General features: G+C 60.9%; 13 protein-coding genes. 1 reads left to right on the forward strand and 12 read right to left on the reverse strand.

Annotated features, from left to right (window positions below; translation table 11 throughout):
• The 11 genes from OK411_RS14130 to rfaH all read right to left on the reverse strand — a co-directional run bounded on the left by OK411_RS14130 (position 1) and on the right by rfaH (position 12,582).
• On the reverse strand, positions 1–930 hold the full coding sequence (locus OK411_RS14130; RefSeq protein WP_264365177.1) for a glycosyltransferase family 2 protein: 930 nt from the start codon (positions 928–930) through the stop codon (positions 1–3).
• The gene (locus OK411_RS14135; RefSeq protein ID WP_264365178.1) at positions 924–2,231 is read right to left on the reverse strand and encodes an O-antigen ligase family protein; all 1,308 of its coding nucleotides are present in this window, start codon (positions 2,229–2,231) and stop codon (positions 924–926) included. The genes OK411_RS14130 and OK411_RS14135 overlap by 7 nt, the downstream gene beginning before the upstream one ends.
• A gap of 1 nt (position 2,232) precedes the next feature.
• Positions 2,233–3,339: a glycosyltransferase gene (locus OK411_RS14140; RefSeq protein WP_129998626.1), complete on the reverse strand. Its 1,107-nt coding sequence runs from the start codon at positions 3,337–3,339 to the stop codon at positions 2,233–2,235.
• Positions 3,336–4,415 (reverse strand): glycosyltransferase, encoded by a 1,080-nt coding sequence (locus OK411_RS14145; protein ID WP_264365179.1) that lies wholly within the window; start codon positions 4,413–4,415, stop codon positions 3,336–3,338. Before OK411_RS14145 ends, OK411_RS14140 begins: the two co-directional genes overlap by 4 nt.
• A gap of 11 nt (positions 4,416–4,426) precedes the next feature.
• Complete coding sequence (locus OK411_RS14150) at positions 4,427–5,134, reverse strand: WecB/TagA/CpsF family glycosyltransferase (RefSeq protein WP_264365180.1); 708 nt, start codon at positions 5,132–5,134, stop codon at positions 4,427–4,429.
• Positions 5,131–6,489 carry a UDP-glucose dehydrogenase family protein gene (locus OK411_RS14155; RefSeq protein WP_264365181.1) on the reverse strand — a complete coding sequence of 453 codons (1,359 nt, stop codon included), beginning with the start codon at positions 6,487–6,489 and terminating at the stop codon, positions 5,131–5,133. Before OK411_RS14155 ends, OK411_RS14150 begins: the two co-directional genes overlap by 4 nt.
• A gap of 46 nt (positions 6,490–6,535) precedes the next feature.
• Positions 6,536–7,927, reverse strand: a complete 1,392-nt coding sequence (locus OK411_RS14160) for an undecaprenyl-phosphate glucose phosphotransferase (RefSeq protein ID WP_122704523.1) — start codon at positions 7,925–7,927, stop codon at positions 6,536–6,538.
• 66 nt (positions 7,928–7,993) lie between these two features.
• Positions 7,994–10,303: a GumC family protein gene (locus OK411_RS14165; RefSeq protein ID WP_264365182.1), complete on the reverse strand. Its 2,310-nt coding sequence runs from the start codon at positions 10,301–10,303 to the stop codon at positions 7,994–7,996.
• 2 nt (positions 10,304–10,305) lie between these two features.
• Entirely contained in the window at positions 10,306–10,839 is a 534-nt protein-coding gene (locus OK411_RS14170) for a polysaccharide biosynthesis/export family protein (RefSeq protein WP_071172312.1), read from the reverse strand.
• Positions 10,840–10,851: 12 nt separating this feature from the next.
• Positions 10,852–12,012 carry an outer membrane beta-barrel protein gene (locus OK411_RS14175; protein WP_122699309.1) on the reverse strand — a complete coding sequence of 387 codons (1,161 nt, stop codon included), beginning with the start codon at positions 12,010–12,012 and terminating at the stop codon, positions 10,852–10,854.
• A 51-nt stretch (positions 12,013–12,063) separates the two neighbouring features.
• On the reverse strand, positions 12,064–12,582 hold the full coding sequence (gene rfaH / locus OK411_RS14180; protein ID WP_110599474.1) for a transcription/translation regulatory transformer protein RfaH: 519 nt from the start codon (positions 12,580–12,582) through the stop codon (positions 12,064–12,066).
• 681 nt (positions 12,583–13,263) lie between these two features.
• Here rfaH and OK411_RS14185 point away from each other — a divergent pair.
• Positions 13,264–14,238: an NAD-dependent epimerase gene (locus OK411_RS14185; protein ID WP_264365183.1), complete on the forward strand. Its 975-nt coding sequence runs from the start codon at positions 13,264–13,266 to the stop codon at positions 14,236–14,238.
• A gap of 1 nt (position 14,239) precedes the next feature.
• Here OK411_RS14185 and OK411_RS14190 read toward each other — a convergent pair whose 3' ends face one another.
• Positions 14,240–14,449 (reverse strand): hypothetical protein, encoded by a 210-nt coding sequence (locus tag OK411_RS14190; RefSeq protein ID WP_206420356.1) that lies wholly within the window; start codon positions 14,447–14,449, stop codon positions 14,240–14,242.
• Positions 14,450–14,481 lie beyond the last annotated feature (32 nt).

The following is a 14,481-nucleotide window of genomic DNA, read 5'->3' on the forward strand; positions in this document are numbered from 1 at the left end:
TCAGCGGCTGTTGCCCAGGTTTTTCAAGCAGGCGTAGAGGTAGCGCAGGGTCGGTTTGCCCCGGGAGAAAAACAGCGTCTGCCACGAATGTCCGAGCATCTGCCGGAACACTTCGATAACCCGTCGATGATCGCCGCGCCGGGAAAACGCATTGAGAAATTCTGCTTGATTGGCGAGGACGAAATAGATCCGTTGCTGTTTGTTCAGCCGCGTGCCGTAACGCGCCAGATACAGCTGGATGAAGCGCAGCTTGTGCGGGTAATACTTGTGCGGTTGCGCGGTGATGTTGGCGGCGTTAACAGCGCGCCAGTGCAGAATCTGCGGCACGCTGTGGATCTCGCTGATTTCGGCGATGCGCGTCCACAGCAGGCGATCCTCGGCAAAGCGCAGGCTCTGATCGAAGCCGCCAATGGCGACGATGATCTCGCGCAGGGCGAGTACGCCGGAGGTGCCGTTGATGATGTTCTCGCGCATGAAATCGGCAAAGTGCTCGCCGTGTTTGCGGCGATCTTCCAATTGGCGTTTGCCGTCGCTGAATTCACTCATCTGAAAGCAATCGATCAAGCCGACTTTGCGTCCCTGTCGGGTCAACTCCGCGTGCAGCGCCAGTTGTTTTTGCAGTTTCTCCGGATGCCAGCGGTCATCGGCATCGAGGAAGGCGATAAAGGTTTCTTCGGCGCTGAACACGCCGTGATTGCGCGCACTCGCCGGGCCTTGGTTGGGCTGCTGTAACAGGACGATGGGCAAGGGCGCGGCGTAGTGCTTGACGATCTCTGGCCCGGCATCGCTGGAACCGTCATCGACGACAATCACTTTGTCCGGCAGGCGGGTCTGTGCGCACACCGAGTCCAGTGTGCGTTGAATGCTGGCGGCGGCGTTGTACAGAGGAATCACCACACACACGGTGACGGCCGAGGGGGCATTCAGCATGGGCGTTGCTCCCGGAAAGTGGTGGGCATAGGCCGAGGTTTAACGACTGGAAGCGGCTGGGTACGGGTAACGAGGTGATGGCGGAAGGTCAGGCTGAGCACGCAGAAGATCAGGAACTCGCCCGAGCGGTAGTTGGGAATCACATAGGCGACGTAATTGGTAACGACGAACAGGCCGATGATCACCAGCGCACAGGCCTGATAGCGCGCCGACTGATCCGCCGTGATTGCCCGATAGCGCTTGCTCAGGGTCTGGGCAAACATCAGCAGCAGCGCGACCAACTGAATCAGGCCGCCATTGAGCAGGGTTTCGACGTAGCCGCTGTGGGCATTGCCGATGTAACCCCAGCGCGTGATGAACGCATCGGCATCGGCACTGGCCCAGAACGCGCCGAAACCGTAGCCCTTGAGAAATTGCGCATCGATCAGCGGTTGCAACAGCTCCCAGATCAGCGTGCGGTCAGTGAGTGACGGGTCGCGGCCGACCAGTTCCAGCAGCATGGCGTAGTTGGCGTAAAGCACCCCACACAAGAGGAAGAACACCAGCGTAGCGGCGGTGAAGGCCAGCAGTGAGCGGTTGATTCGCAGCCGGATCAGGGTGATGAAGTAGGCGTAACTGGCGGTGCCGGCGACGATCAAGGCAATCGCCGTCGCCGACTGCGCCAGACCGATGGCGATCAACGCGAACAGGCCGTAGAGCATGGCCATTGGGTTGCGCTGGCGGATCATCGGCAGCAGCAACAGGATCGCAATAGCGTTCAGGCGTGCACCGGCATTCTTTTCTGCGAACACCCCGCGAAACGCACCGTCACGGATGCCGCCGGAAATAAAGGCGATGTCCGGGCGAATCAGGGCGAAGATCAAGCCGACCAACGCCGCCGCACCGATCACACAGCCGAACAGAAACGCAATGCGTTCCAGGCTGTAGCGCCAAGCGATAAAACCGGCAAAAAACACCACGCTGAGCAGCGCAACGAAACGCTTGAAACTGAGCATTGGCTCGCTCGACCAACTGATCGACGCGGCCACGCAGCCCAGAAACAGCAGCAGAAACAGGTTCTGCCGGTAGAAGCTTTTACTGAGGAAGACCTTGTGCCGGATGAAGAAAAACAGCGGCACCAGCAAGGTCAGCAAGCCGCAGACCTGATTGGCCAGATTGCCTTCCAGATCCTGCTGGGCATCGTCCAGCGTGCTCACATTACCTAGGCGCAGGAAGAAGCCGATCACTTGCGTGTAGAACAGCACACCGAACAGGGTGAAGGCATCGGCCAGCGTCGAATAACGCACTTGCAGGCGGTTCATCTCAGCGCCTCCCGAGTAACGCCTTGAGGTAGGTCTGCACCGCGCGAGCATTGACAAAGCGCGCGGCAGCATCAATGCGGCGCTGGCGATGCACGGCTCGCGGCGTGGCCATTTGCGCACTGATCGCGGCGGCGAGGGCGGCCGGATCGTCCACCTCGACCAAGGGCGCGACGGCACCATCGGCGAGAATTTCCTGCGGGCCATACGGGCAGCGGGTCGCTACCACCGGCGTGCCGGTCGACAGGGCTTCGACCAGGGCGTTGGGGCTGCCTTCGAAACGTGACGACAAAACAAAGCAATCGGCCCGAGCGATTTCGGCGATGGGGTCGCTGGCATACCCCGGCAGATCGCAACGCTCTGCAACGCCGAGCGCTGTCGCCTGGGCCAGCAGTTCGCCGCGCAAAGCGCCTTCGCCGAAGATGATCAGCCGCGCATCGCCTTGCGGCAGGCGGGCGAAGGCGTCGATCAGGGTGTCGAAGCCTTTTTGTTGCGCCAGGCGTCCTACAGCGACGATTACCGGGGTGGTTTTGTCCTTCAGCCAGGGATGGCTGGGCGCGGCGGCGGGTTTGTCGCGAAAATCGTTGTCGAGCACCGGGTTGTCAGCGGTCGTCACATCGCGCGGGCGGGCGATGGTGGTGTCGACCAGGTCTTCGGCGACGCCTTGCGACACGCAGATCACCGGGTTGGGAATCAGCCGGTACAGCCACGGCGCCAGCCAGTAGGCGAGCTTGACCGACAGGGCCGGGTTGACGTGCTTGTCCCGCGAAAAGGCATTGCGCTCGCTGACATGCAGCCGCGCCAAGGTACCGGACAACGCGGCGGCGGCAATCGCCACGACGTTGACATGAGTGAGCACCGCCAGTTGCGCGTCGTAGCGATTGCTGCGCAAAAAGCGCATCAGCGCGGGCACGGCAGCGGCGCTGCGCGGGCTGTCGAGCAACACTTGCCTGACCCGTGGGTCGAGCGCCGGTTGATTGATGCCGGCACCGGTGAGCATCAGCAGCGTGACTTCATTGCCGGCCTCAACCAAGGCGCCGGCGAGGCGCACCATCATTTTCTCCGCGCCACCGGCGCCGAGGTCCTGGAGGATGATCAGCAGCTTTTTCATCGGTTCCATACCTGGTAATAGGCCTGGGCGGCGTACTGGCTGGTATAGGGCAGGATCGCTTCGCTGACTGAATGTCGGGCTGGAGCTGGCGGTTCGCGGTTGGCCAGACTGTCGAGCATTGCCTCGGTCAGGGCCGGCACATCATTGACACCGACCAAACGCCCGAGGCGTCCATCGTCGAGCAACTCGCGCGGCCCGCTGCCGCAGTCGGTGGAGATCACCGGAGTGCCCAGCGCCAGCGCCTCGACCAGCACCGTCGGCAAGCCTTCGTGCAAAGAGCTGAGCACCAACAGCTGCGCATGACGGATCAGCGGATAGGGATTGCGCAGATGCCCGGTGAAATGCACCAGACGTTCGATGCCCAGCCGTTGCGCCTGCGCTTCAAGCTGAGCGCGCAACGGGCCGTCGCCGGCAATCACCAGATACGGCAGCGGGCGTTGTTGCGCCGCCAGCGCGTAGGCTTCGAGCAGCAGATCAAAGCCCTTGGTTTCCACCAATCGGCCGATGCCCAGCCAGTAATGATGGGGCACACCACCTGGCAACGGCGCTTGTGCCGCACGCATCAGTTGTTCGCTGATCACTGCGTTCGGGCAATAACGAATGCGCGGTCGCCCCCACGGGATCAACCCGGCAAGCGACTGGCGCAGACCGTGGGACACCGCGACCACCTTGCCGCTGCCGCACAGATACAGCGCGTACAACAGCCGCAGGCTGGCGCGCCCGGTGTTCTGCTCGGCGCAATCCAGCGCGGCGTGGCGGGTGTAAATGACTTTGCAGGGACTGCCCAGGGTGGCGAACCAGGTGCAGAGATTGGCCTGCTCCTTGGCGCCGATCAGGTGCGTCACGCTTTCGCGGCGAATCAGGCGGCGCAGCAGCACGATCGATTTCAGCCAGCCCGCGAGCCCACTGCCGCCACCGGCCATGCTTGGCGCGCCGTCGACGTTGGGCGAGTCGCCGTTCATGACGAAAAAACTCACCCGCCGACCGTCCGCCAGAAACTGCTCGGCGAGGCGTTGCTGCACGCACTCGACGCCGCCGCCAGTCTGGTAATCCTTGAGCGTGAACAAAATATGCATCGGCACAATCCTCATGGGGCGGTGACATTGATCGCCACTTGCTGGCGCAGAATCAGTTCGGTCAGGCGCAGGGCATTGCTCGGGTAGTCGAGCAGGTAGCGCTTGATCGTGTGCGGCTCGCGGTACATGCGGTAAAAGGCGCGCAGGTGCAGGCGATTGATCGCGTCGGGGTAGTAACGCTCGCTGGCATTGGCCTCCTGACGAATGAAACCGCCGCAGGTGAACGCCACGCCGCTGAAACCACCGCGCAGTGCTTCGAGGATAAAGCGCTCTTGCAGACCGGCGCCGAGGCCGACCAGCAATAGGTTGGCCTGCTGCCGACGGATGTCTGACTGGATTGCCGCACCTTGTTCGGCGTCGAAGTAACCGTTGTGCGCGCCGACCAGTTGCAGGCGCGGGTACTGCATACCGAGTTTTTCCACGAAGCGGTCAAGCTCTGCCTGCTTCGCACCGACCACGTAGACGCGTTTGCCGCGCTGCTCGGACTCGCGCAACACCGGGTCGGCAATAGAGGTGAAATCGAAACTGACCCGCTGCACCGCGCGCCCGGTGATGCGCGACATGAACCCGGACATCAGCATGCCGTCGCAGAAATACGCCAGCGACGGCGGCGGCTGGCGGATGAAGCTGCCGATCGAGGCGAAGTTGAGAAAGGAGAACGCCCGGTTGGATTCCAGCAGGGCCGGCGAATAACGGTCGAGCAATTCCAGGCGGATCATGATGCGAGATCCTGTGCTTCAGCGGCGCAGGTTGGCCGGCCGACGCTGATGTAGGTGAAGCCGCGTGCGCTGAGGCGTTGCGGATCGAACAGATTGCGGCCATCGAAGATCAGCGGATTTTTCAACTGGCGGGCGAGCAGTTCGAAGTCTGGTGCGCGAAACGATTGCCATTCGGTGACGATCACCAGCGCGTCGGCATTTTTCAGCGCCGCCTCTTTGGTCCCCGCCAACGAGAGGTCATCGCGCGGGCCGTAAAGCTGCTGCGCCTGTTCCATGGCTTTCGGGTCGAACGCCTGCACGCTGGCGCCGGCTCGCCACAACGCCTCCATCAGCACGCGGCTGGGGGCTTCGCGCATGTCGTCAGTGTTGGGCTTGAAGCTCAGGCCCCACAGCGCGAAGGTTTTGCCTTCCAGCGCGCCGTTGAAGTGCTCAGCGATCTTGTGGAACAGCGTGCTCTTCTGCTCGTTGTTGCGTGACTCCACCGCGCGGAGCAGGCGCGCATCGATGTCGACGCCGTGGGCGGCGTGGATCAGCGCGCGCACATCCTTGGGAAAACACGAACCGCCGTAACCGATACCGGGGTAGATGAACTGGTAGCCGATGCGCGGATCCGAGCCGATGCCATGGCGAACCATTTCGATGTCGGCGCCAAGCTTTTCCGCGAGCCCGGCCATTTCGTTCATGAAACTGATCTTGGTCGCGAGCATGCAGTTGGCCGCGTACTTGGTCAGCTCGGCGCTGCGCACATCCATGACGATGATTTTTTCGCGGTTTCGATTGAACGGTTCGTACAACTCGCGCATCAGCGCTTCGGCGCGCGGGCTGTCGGTGCCGATGATGATCCGGTCCGGGCGCATGCAGTCGTCGACCGCGCAACCTTCCTTGAGAAATTCCGGATTGGAAACCACATCGAAGGTCAGTGCACCACGGCCACTTTCGCCGAGGATGGCGCTGATGCATTCGCGCACCCGGTCCGCTGTGCCCACCGGCACCGTGGATTTGTCGACGATGATCTGCTCGCCGCGCAGGTGCTCGCCGATGGTGCGGGCGACGCTGAGCACATGTTTGAGATCCGCCGAGCCGTCCTCGTCCGGCGGCGTGCCGACCGCGATCAGCAACACATCGCCGTGCTTTACCGCAGCGGCCAGATCACTGCCGAATTGCAGACGGCCGCTGTGATGATTGTCCCGCACCAGGCTTTTCAGCCCGGGTTCGTAGATGGGCAGAGTGCCGTCGTTCAAGGCCTGCACCTTGGCCGCATCGACATCCACACACAGCACGTTGTGGCCAACCTCGGCCAGCGCGGCGCCCTGGACCAGTCCGACATAACCGATACCGAATACACTCACATTCATGGGACAACCTCATGCGTGGCGGGGTGGGCCAGAGCGCTGGCCGCTGTCAGTAGATGTTTTTCGAGAACAGGGTGAAGGGCGTCTTCAGCAGGATCTTGATGTCCAGCCACAGCGACCATTGATTGATGTAATTGAGGTCCTGGGCGACCCGGCGCTGCATCTTTTCCACGGTCTCGGTTTCGCCGCGATGCCCGGTGATCTGTGCCAGCCCGGTGATGCCAGGCTTGAGCCGATGCCGCGCCATGTAGGCGCGCACCTTGCCGGTGTAATAGATGTTGTGGGTGACTGCGTGCGGGCGCGGGCCGACCAGCGCCATGTGGCCGAACAGCACGTTGAACAGTTGCGGCAGCTCATCGATGGAGCTGCGCCGCAGAAAGCGTCCCAGCGGTGTGACGCGGTCGTCGTCGCGGGTGGCCTGACGCACTTGCTGATCGTCGTGCACGCGCATTGAGCGGAATTTCCACACGCGGATCACTTCGCCGTCGCAGCCATGACGGTTCTGCTTGAACAGCACCGGCCCCGGCGACGTCAGCTTGACCGCAATGGCCACGCCGAGCAGCAGCGGGCTGAGCAGAATCAGCGCCACCGCAGCGACGCTGCGTTCGAACAGGTCCTTGCAGAACAGGCTGCCGGGGTGCGAAGTGAGCAGGCTTTCGTTGAGATAGATCGCCGGCATCCGCTCGATCTCGGAGATCGAATGATTGAGCAGGACCATGCTGCCCAGATCGGGAATCCACACCACGTCGACGTTCATGTCGAGCAGGTTGATGTACAACGCTTCGATGGTCGCTGCCTCGGCCATCGGCAGCACGATGTACACGCGCCGCGCCTGCAACCGCGTAATGATTTCGCGAATGTCCTCGACCTCACCGAGCAGCGGCAGAATGCTCGGCGCCGGGCCGCTGTCGGCTTTTGCCGCGACAAAACCGAGCAGCAGCGCGCGATCCGGGTCGAGCAGTTTGCGCGCCAGTTCATGGGCGGTCGGGCAGGTGCCGATGATTACCGCGCGGCGCTCGTTGCAAATCATTTTGGTGTACATGCGCACGAACAGATGCAGCGGCAGAAACGTCGCCGCCTGGGCGAGAAAACCGACCACGGCCCAGACAATCACCACTTGCCGCGAGAACAACGCGCTGGTCTGGGTGACGAAGGCGATGCTCATCAGCAGCCCGAGCAGAATCAGCCAGCCGGCGAGCAAACGTCCGAGGCCGACCAGCAGACCATGGCGCTTGTGGTAGACCTGCACCAGGCCGTAGACCGGCATCGAGCCAAGCACCGTGAGGATGATCAGCAGCCGATATTCACTGGGCAACTCGCCGATGCGCCAGTGCACCAGCACGATCAGCAACAGGTTGACCAGGGTCATTGCGCACAGCCATTGCACCCAGAAGGTGAGGCCGCGACGGTGTGCCATTTGCGCGGAATATTGCGAGGTCATCGGCGCGATCTCCGATTCGTCGAACAGGGAAGGATTTGCTGTTGCCGGGCGGCACGGCCCGAAGGATCAGCGCGGGGCGAAGTCGTAGTCGTAGAAGGAACGGGAATGGCCATGGCCGTACTTGCGCGCCTTGCGCAGATCGACCTGATTGAGCACCACGCCGAACACCGGTGCCTGACTCTGCTGCAACACGGCGATGCTTTTGCGCACCTGGCCGACCGGCGTGCTCTGCGCCTTGACCACGTAGATCACCGCATCGGAATGCTGGGCCAGCAACAGTGCGTCGCTGACGATTTCTGCCGGCGGCGAATCGATGATGATGTGCCGGTAGCGCGACTTGAGAATCTGCAACAGCCGACCGAGGCGTGGAGAGCTGAGCAAATCCTGAGCGGGCGCCACGGCGTTGCTTGAACTACTCGAGGCTTTCAAACGCGGTGCCTCGAACGGATCCAGTGCCGATGGCGTCAGGCAGCCGGCCGGGAGCATGTCGAGATTGCCGACGCTGCGGATGCAGTCTTCCAGCCGCGCGCTGCCGGCCATGAGGTTGGAGAGGCCGGGGCTTTGGGGCGGGAAATCGAAGTTCAGCGACAGCGTCGGCTGCCGCATGTCGGCATCGATCAGCAGCACCCGTTCCAGCGGCGCCAGCGACGAAGCGAGATTGTTGGCAATGGTGCTTTTGCCTTCGCCGGACACCGAAGACGTGACCAGCACCACCTGCGCCGGCCGTTCGTTGTTTTGCAGCATCAGCCAGGTGCGCAGGTTGCGGATGGTTTCGCAGAAACGCGGGTGGTCGTTGTCCTCGAACAGCCGCGCCAGCTGCCGCCGGCTCTTTTTCATCACCAGCGGCACGACGCTGAGCAGCGGCACATTGAGCAGGCTCTCGACGGTGTCGTCGGTCTTGAAGGTGTTGCTCAAGGTATCGAAGAGGAAGGCGAGGGCGATGCCGACGACCGCCGCGACCAGCGCAACAATTGCGAGAATCAGGTTCTTGCGCGGTTTGCTCGCTTCCAGCGGCGCGATCGCCGGGTCGACGATGCGCGCCTTGGCCGAATCCATGTCCGAAGTGGCAGCGGTTTCCTTGAGGCGGGTGACGAAGGTTTCGTAGAGCGCTCGGGTGCTGTCGACTTCACGCTGGAATTCGCGCAGCTGGAATTCCTTGCGCGAAATGTCCTGAATCTGCGCCTTGTTGCTGTTGAAGGATTTGCGCAGGGCGTCTTCGCTGGCCACTGCCAGTTGATACTGGCGCTCGATACCGGCAACCACTTGCTGCACTTGCAGGCGCAGGCTGTTGGCCGCCGTACGTTGTTCGGATCGGGCGGAGATCAGCGCCGGGTGCTTCGGCCCGTAGCGGCCCGACAACTCTTCGACTTTGGCCTGGGCCTTGGCCAGATCGGCCTGGAACTGCTGAATCAGCGGATTGCTCAGCACTGCCGGCACGCTGGACAAACGACTGATGTCGCCGTTGCTCAAGGCTTGCGCCTGACGGAACTGGCTCTCCGCTTCAGCACGGTCGCGGCGCGCATCGATCATGCGGTTGCCGGTCATCTGCAGCTCGTTGGCACTGATGGTGGCGACGCCGTCGACATCGACCAGACCCTGTTCTTCGCGATAGGCCTGCAACTTGTTTTCGGCGACGCGCAGGTTGTCGCGCAACTCGACCAGGCGGGTGTTCATCCAACTGGTGTTGTTTTGCGAAGACTTCAGGCTGGTGTCCTGCTGGCTGTCGATAAAACCCTGGGCGAGGGCGTTGGCCACCGCCGCAGCGAGTGCCGGGTCGGGCAACTCGACGTCGATTTCCAGCAACTGACTCTTGCCGACAAACTTGACGCTGGTGTGCAGCATCACGTTTTGCGTGACGTCGTTGAACACTTGTTCTTCGGTCGCTGGCGGCTTCGGCGGCGGCAACAGGTCCAGCCATGGCAGCCACTGGTCACGATTGAGGTCCGCCAGCCATTGGCGCGGGGTGAACCAACTCTGCGCCTGCTGGCGTGGATCGGTGATCGGGTTGGTAGTCAGGCCAAGTTTGCGCACGGCGCGCTCGGCCAGCTCCCGCGATTGCAGCAGGGCTTGCTGGGTCTGCAAGTAATCAGTGGTGGTGGCACCGCCGGATTCGGCGGCTTGCTGAAAACTCAACACCGGCGGCGTCTTGTCCTTGATCAGCAGTGTCGCACTGCCGACGTACTGCGGCGTGATGAACGACAGCGCCGCCACGGCCAGCGCGCAACTGAGCAGCACCAGCCAGGCGATGTTCCACTTCGCCGACCAGATCACCCGCCACAGGTGCAGCAGATCAAGGGTATCCGACTCATCGGCGGCTTGCGTTGGCAAGTGGCCCTGGAGCGGACGTTCGAGGTAGGTGCTTGGGCTGTTGTCCATGATCAGAAAAAGCCTTGTGCAATGGAAATGGTGTCGCCGGGGGCGATGACGGTGGTGCGCGAGATGTTCTCGGTGACCGGCGGGCCGCCACTGCCGCGCAAAATCGTCACGCGTTTCATTGAGGCGCGCTCGGTCAGGCCGCCACCCAGGGCGATGGCTTTTTCCAGAGTGAGCCCGGGCTGGAAGGGGTAGCTGCCGGGCTTCTGCACCTCGCCGTTGATGTAGAACGGGCGGTATTCGATCTGGCTGAGGCTGACTTTCGGATCGACCAGATAGCCTTGCCTGAGGCCATCGACGATTTTTTGTTCGACCTGATTGGGCGTCAGGCCCTTGGCGACGATTTCGCCGAGAAACGGGTAGGAGAAGGTCCCGGCATCGTTGAGGCGGATCTTCTTGAAGCTCAGTTCCGGCTCGCCGAACACGATGATGCGCAAGACATCGCCAGCGGCCAGGCGGTAATTGGTGTCGGTGTCCGCCGCCTCCACCGTGGGCACTGTCCAGAGCAGCAACAACAATAAAATCAGGCGCGTATGCATGGCCCAACCCTCCTACAGACTGACGTCGAACGTGATCTGGAAAACATTGCGGGTGAAGCTTTCGTTGTCGGCATCGGAGTCGTTATCGCGGTGGCGGTAGGCAACTTCGACGTCCAGCCAGCGGCGCATTGCGTAATTCACGCCGAGTTTGTAGTCCTGCAAATCGTCGCTACGGTCCTGGCCTTCGTAGACGTAATGGCCCATGCCGACTTCGGCAACGCTGGTGATGCGTTCGGTCCAGCCGTGACGCCAACCGATCTGGGTGAAGGTGGCTTTCACCGCGTCGGAGCCGTCGTCGCCCTCGGCCATGGCTTGGCGGGCGAGAAAGGTGAAGGTCGAATAGGTGCGCGGTTTCCACGCCAGATCCACTTGCCAGGTCGGGTTGCTCAGGTCGTCGGAACCGCTCTGGTCGAAATTCTTGCGCTCGTAACCGACACGCAATTTGCCGGTGGTTTTCGCCGTCATGTCCCACTCGGCACCGGCCAGCACTGCGTCGGAGCGGCTGCTGCGCGGGCTGTTCGATTGCAGGTAATCGAAGCGGGTGTGGTCGTATTCGAGCAAGCCACGGGTTTTGCTGCCGAGGCGGTGATACCAGGTGCTGGTCAGATTGCTGGTGTTGCGTTCCTTGTCATCGTTGATGCCATCGGAGTTGTCGTAGCGCAGCTGTGCGTAGCTGGCGCCGAGGTCGATCTGGTTCAGCGCACTGCGCGCGCCAAAGGTGTAGACGCCGCCGACGCGCTGACTCTCGATCTTGTCGTTGATGCCGTCGACGGCGGTCGAGGTGGTGCGCTCGTATTTGCGCGCCTCGGCTTCGAGTTTCAGACGATGCCGATCAGTGAACTCCATGATGCTGTCGGCGCGCAGGCGCTGGGCGGTGTTCGAAGCGTCTGAGGCACTGTGATAGATGTAGCGGGTCGGTTCCCAGATCACCCGCGTGGCGCTGTTGCGGTCCTCGGCCTTGAGCTCGAAGGCCGGCGCCAGACGGGTGACCATGGTCGATTCGACATCGTGTTCGACTTCGCGAAAGTTGTCGTCGTAGCTTTCCGACAAGGCAAAGGTCGGGGTGAAATCGAAGCCGTAGACATTGATCGCTTGCGGCTCAACGCTCCAGGCAGCTTCGGGGGCACAGCAGGCGACGACTAAAACCAGGGAACAGCGAGGCTTCAGAGCCATGGATCACGCTCCTGATTAAGGGGGTCGGGGTCAGGGCGAAGCGGATCCGGACTATTGTCGCTGGCGTTCGAGGTAACTCAGCGGGACGCTGACGTGCTGTTGGCGGTTGAGAAAATTGAGCAGGATCATCACGCGCTCATCGCCCTGCATGGACAGGAACACGCCTTCGAGCGGGGACAGTGGGCCCTGGACGATTTGCAGAGGTTCGCCGGGCTTGAGTGTCGGTTCGGCAGGAAAACCGAGCGACTCCTGGCTGCGTTCGCGCAGTTGCGCAATCACGTCTTCGTCGACCCGGGCGGGCACATGGTTGAATTCGACGATGCGGCTGACACCGCGGGTCGAGCGAATCGGTGCCCAGTTATCGTCTCGGCTCAGTTCAATGAACACGTAGCCGGGGAACAGCGATTCCAGTGTTCGTTGGCGTTTGCCACGAATACTTCGCTCGCTCATCAGCTGCGGCCGAAAGGTCGAATAGTTCTGTTGCTGCAGATTGAGTTGTGCCCGTTCATCCTGGCGGGGCTTGCACTGCAATAAATACCAGTTAGAACCGTTGCGGCAAACCGTTAGCATGCTGGAGTACTCCATACATAGCGATCGTGTAAGCAGGGCGGCCGATAACGTGGGACTAGCCGTCATGTTGCTAGTAGGTAGTAGGCTGATCAAGGCAAAGTGCCGAGCCAGATGCATCAATGTTTATTGGCAGAAGAAGTGTTTCAAAAATGAATCAACTTGATTGGGTTTTTGTTATATCCATGGCCGTCTTGGCTATAACGAGTCCGCGCTTTTGTTTGAGCAAAGCTACCGCACGGTTCGCAGTTGCGACCTTCAGGATCCAATTACATAAATAGCCGGAGAGCAGAAAAGTGTGCGTCGGCGCGAGCTCGTCGGGCAGTGATTAGTTATCGGCCAGTCTTTGCAAGCTGTCAATTGCTAACAGTCAAAAACATTACCTTTCATCCGCTGATGATGGCCATCTCACGTAGGTTATTGATTGGTAAAGGTGAAATTTATTCGTCGGGTTTTTTAAACTTTTCGAAGTTGTTGAAGTCGCGGAGGTTAGATGGTGCGCGTGATAGCAAATTAGTTTCAATCTTACATGTTTCGGTTCGTAAGAAGTTTTGATTTTAGATGCCTCGCGTCGGATGCTGCTGGCCCGAGTAACTAAGGTCGTCTATGAATAGTTACGGTCGTTCGCGGGTAAATGTTCGTGCTGCATATTTCTTGAAGTCAAACCGGTGAGCCGAGGCAATCATGAGTGTTCTGGTAACGGGTGCCGCAGGTTTTATCGGTTATCACACGGTCATGCGTTTATGTCGCGAAGGGCTAGAGGTTGTGGGTATCGACAATCTCAATCCTTATTACGACGTCAAACTCAAACAGGCGCGTTTGCAGAGATTGCAGACGCTGGTCAATTTTACGTTCCAGCGGCTGGACATTGTCGATCAGAGCGCTTTGACCGCGTTGTTCGAACACGGCCACTACAAACAGGTCATTCACCTCGCTGCGCAGGCCGGAGTGCGCTACTCGCTGGACAATCCTGATGCCTATGCGCAGTCGAATCTGGTCGGGTTTCTCAACGTTCTGGAAGCGTGCCGTCGTCACCCTACAGAGCACTTGATCTATGCATCGAGCAGTTCGGTGTATGGCGCCAATACCAAGATGCCGTTTGCAGAAGACGATCCGGTCGATCAACCGGTTTCGTTGTACGCCGCGAGCAAACGCGCCAACGAACTGCTCGCCCACAGTTACTGCCATCTCTACGGCTTGCAGGCCACCGGCCTGCGCTTCTTTACCGTGTACGGCCCGTGGGGGCGACCGGACATGGCGCTGTTCAAATTCACCGAAGCGATGCTCAACGGGCGCGCCATCGACCTCTACAACCAAGGCGAAATGGCGCGGGACTTCACCTTTATCGATGACATCGTCGAAGCGGTTTTCCGACTGCTCGACAAACCGCCCGCAATCAGCGCCGAGGGCGGCACCAATCGCTTGTTCAATATTGGCCGCGGCAGTCCAGTAGCGCTGATGAGCTTCGTCGAATGCCTGGAGCAGGCATTGGGCATCAAGGCTCAGCGCCGTTATTTGCCGATGCAGGAGGGCGACGTGCTGAAGACCTGGGCCGACGTATCGGCGCTGGCACGCTGCATCGACTTCAGCCCGCAGGTGCCGATCGAGCAGGGCGTGCAAGCGTTCGTGCAGTGGTATCGCGAGTTTTATCAGGTCTGATTCAGTGCAGGGTGACGGCCCTGCGACTTTCCCCGATGCGGATCCGGTCGAGGGCGCGGTTCAACGCATCCAGTGCATCGAGCAGCGCCTTGGCCTCGGATTCACGCCCATCGCCCCACAGGCGTTCGGCCATTTTGTTCAAGGCCAGAATGGCGCGTTCGATGTCGGCTGCGCTGGGGTTGCTGTCAGGGGGTGGTGGTTTTTTCGGCATTAAGGGTTCCTCGGCGGTCGGCAAACCACCAT

The sequence above is a fragment of the Pseudomonas sp. RG1 genome (genome assembly GCF_025910115.1).
GTDB lineage: Bacteria > Pseudomonadota > Gammaproteobacteria > Pseudomonadales > Pseudomonadaceae > Aquipseudomonas > Aquipseudomonas atacamensis.

What these genes read in the sequence shown, in the direction of transcription:
- OK411_RS14130 (WP_264365177.1), bottom strand. Translation starts at nt 930, where the DNA reads ATGCTGAATGCCCCCTCGGCCGTCACCGTGTGTGTGGTGATTCCTCTG.
- OK411_RS14135 (WP_264365178.1), bottom strand. Translation starts at nt 2,231, where the DNA reads ATGAACCGCCTGCAAGTGCGTTATTCGACGCTGGCCGATGCCTTCACC.
- OK411_RS14140 (WP_129998626.1), bottom strand. Translation starts at nt 3,339, where the DNA reads ATGAAAAAGCTGCTGATCATCCTCCAGGACCTCGGCGCCGGTGGCGCG.
- OK411_RS14145 (WP_264365179.1), bottom strand. Translation starts at nt 4,415, where the DNA reads ATGCATATTTTGTTCACGCTCAAGGATTACCAGACTGGCGGCGGCGTC.
- OK411_RS14150 (WP_264365180.1), bottom strand. Translation starts at nt 5,134, where the DNA reads ATGATCCGCCTGGAATTGCTCGACCGTTATTCGCCGGCCCTGCTGGAA.
- OK411_RS14155 (WP_264365181.1), bottom strand. Translation starts at nt 6,489, where the DNA reads ATGAATGTGAGTGTATTCGGTATCGGTTATGTCGGACTGGTCCAGGGC.
- OK411_RS14160 (WP_122704523.1), bottom strand. Translation starts at nt 7,927, where the DNA reads ATGACCTCGCAATATTCCGCGCAAATGGCACACCGTCGCGGCCTCACC.
- OK411_RS14165 (WP_264365182.1), bottom strand. Translation starts at nt 10,303, where the DNA reads ATGGACAACAGCCCAAGCACCTACCTCGAACGTCCGCTCCAGGGCCAC.
- OK411_RS14170 (WP_071172312.1), bottom strand. Translation starts at nt 10,839, where the DNA reads ATGCATACGCGCCTGATTTTATTGTTGTTGCTGCTCTGGACAGTGCCC.
- OK411_RS14175 (WP_122699309.1), bottom strand. Translation starts at nt 12,012, where the DNA reads ATGGCTCTGAAGCCTCGCTGTTCCCTGGTTTTAGTCGTCGCCTGCTGT.
- rfaH (WP_110599474.1), bottom strand. Translation starts at nt 12,582, where the DNA reads ATGCTAACGGTTTGCCGCAACGGTTCTAACTGGTATTTATTGCAGTGC.
- OK411_RS14185 (WP_264365183.1), top strand. Translation starts at nt 13,264, where the DNA reads ATGAGTGTTCTGGTAACGGGTGCCGCAGGTTTTATCGGTTATCACACG.
- OK411_RS14190 (WP_206420356.1), bottom strand. Translation starts at nt 14,449, where the DNA reads ATGCCGAAAAAACCACCACCCCCTGACAGCAACCCCAGCGCAGCCGAC.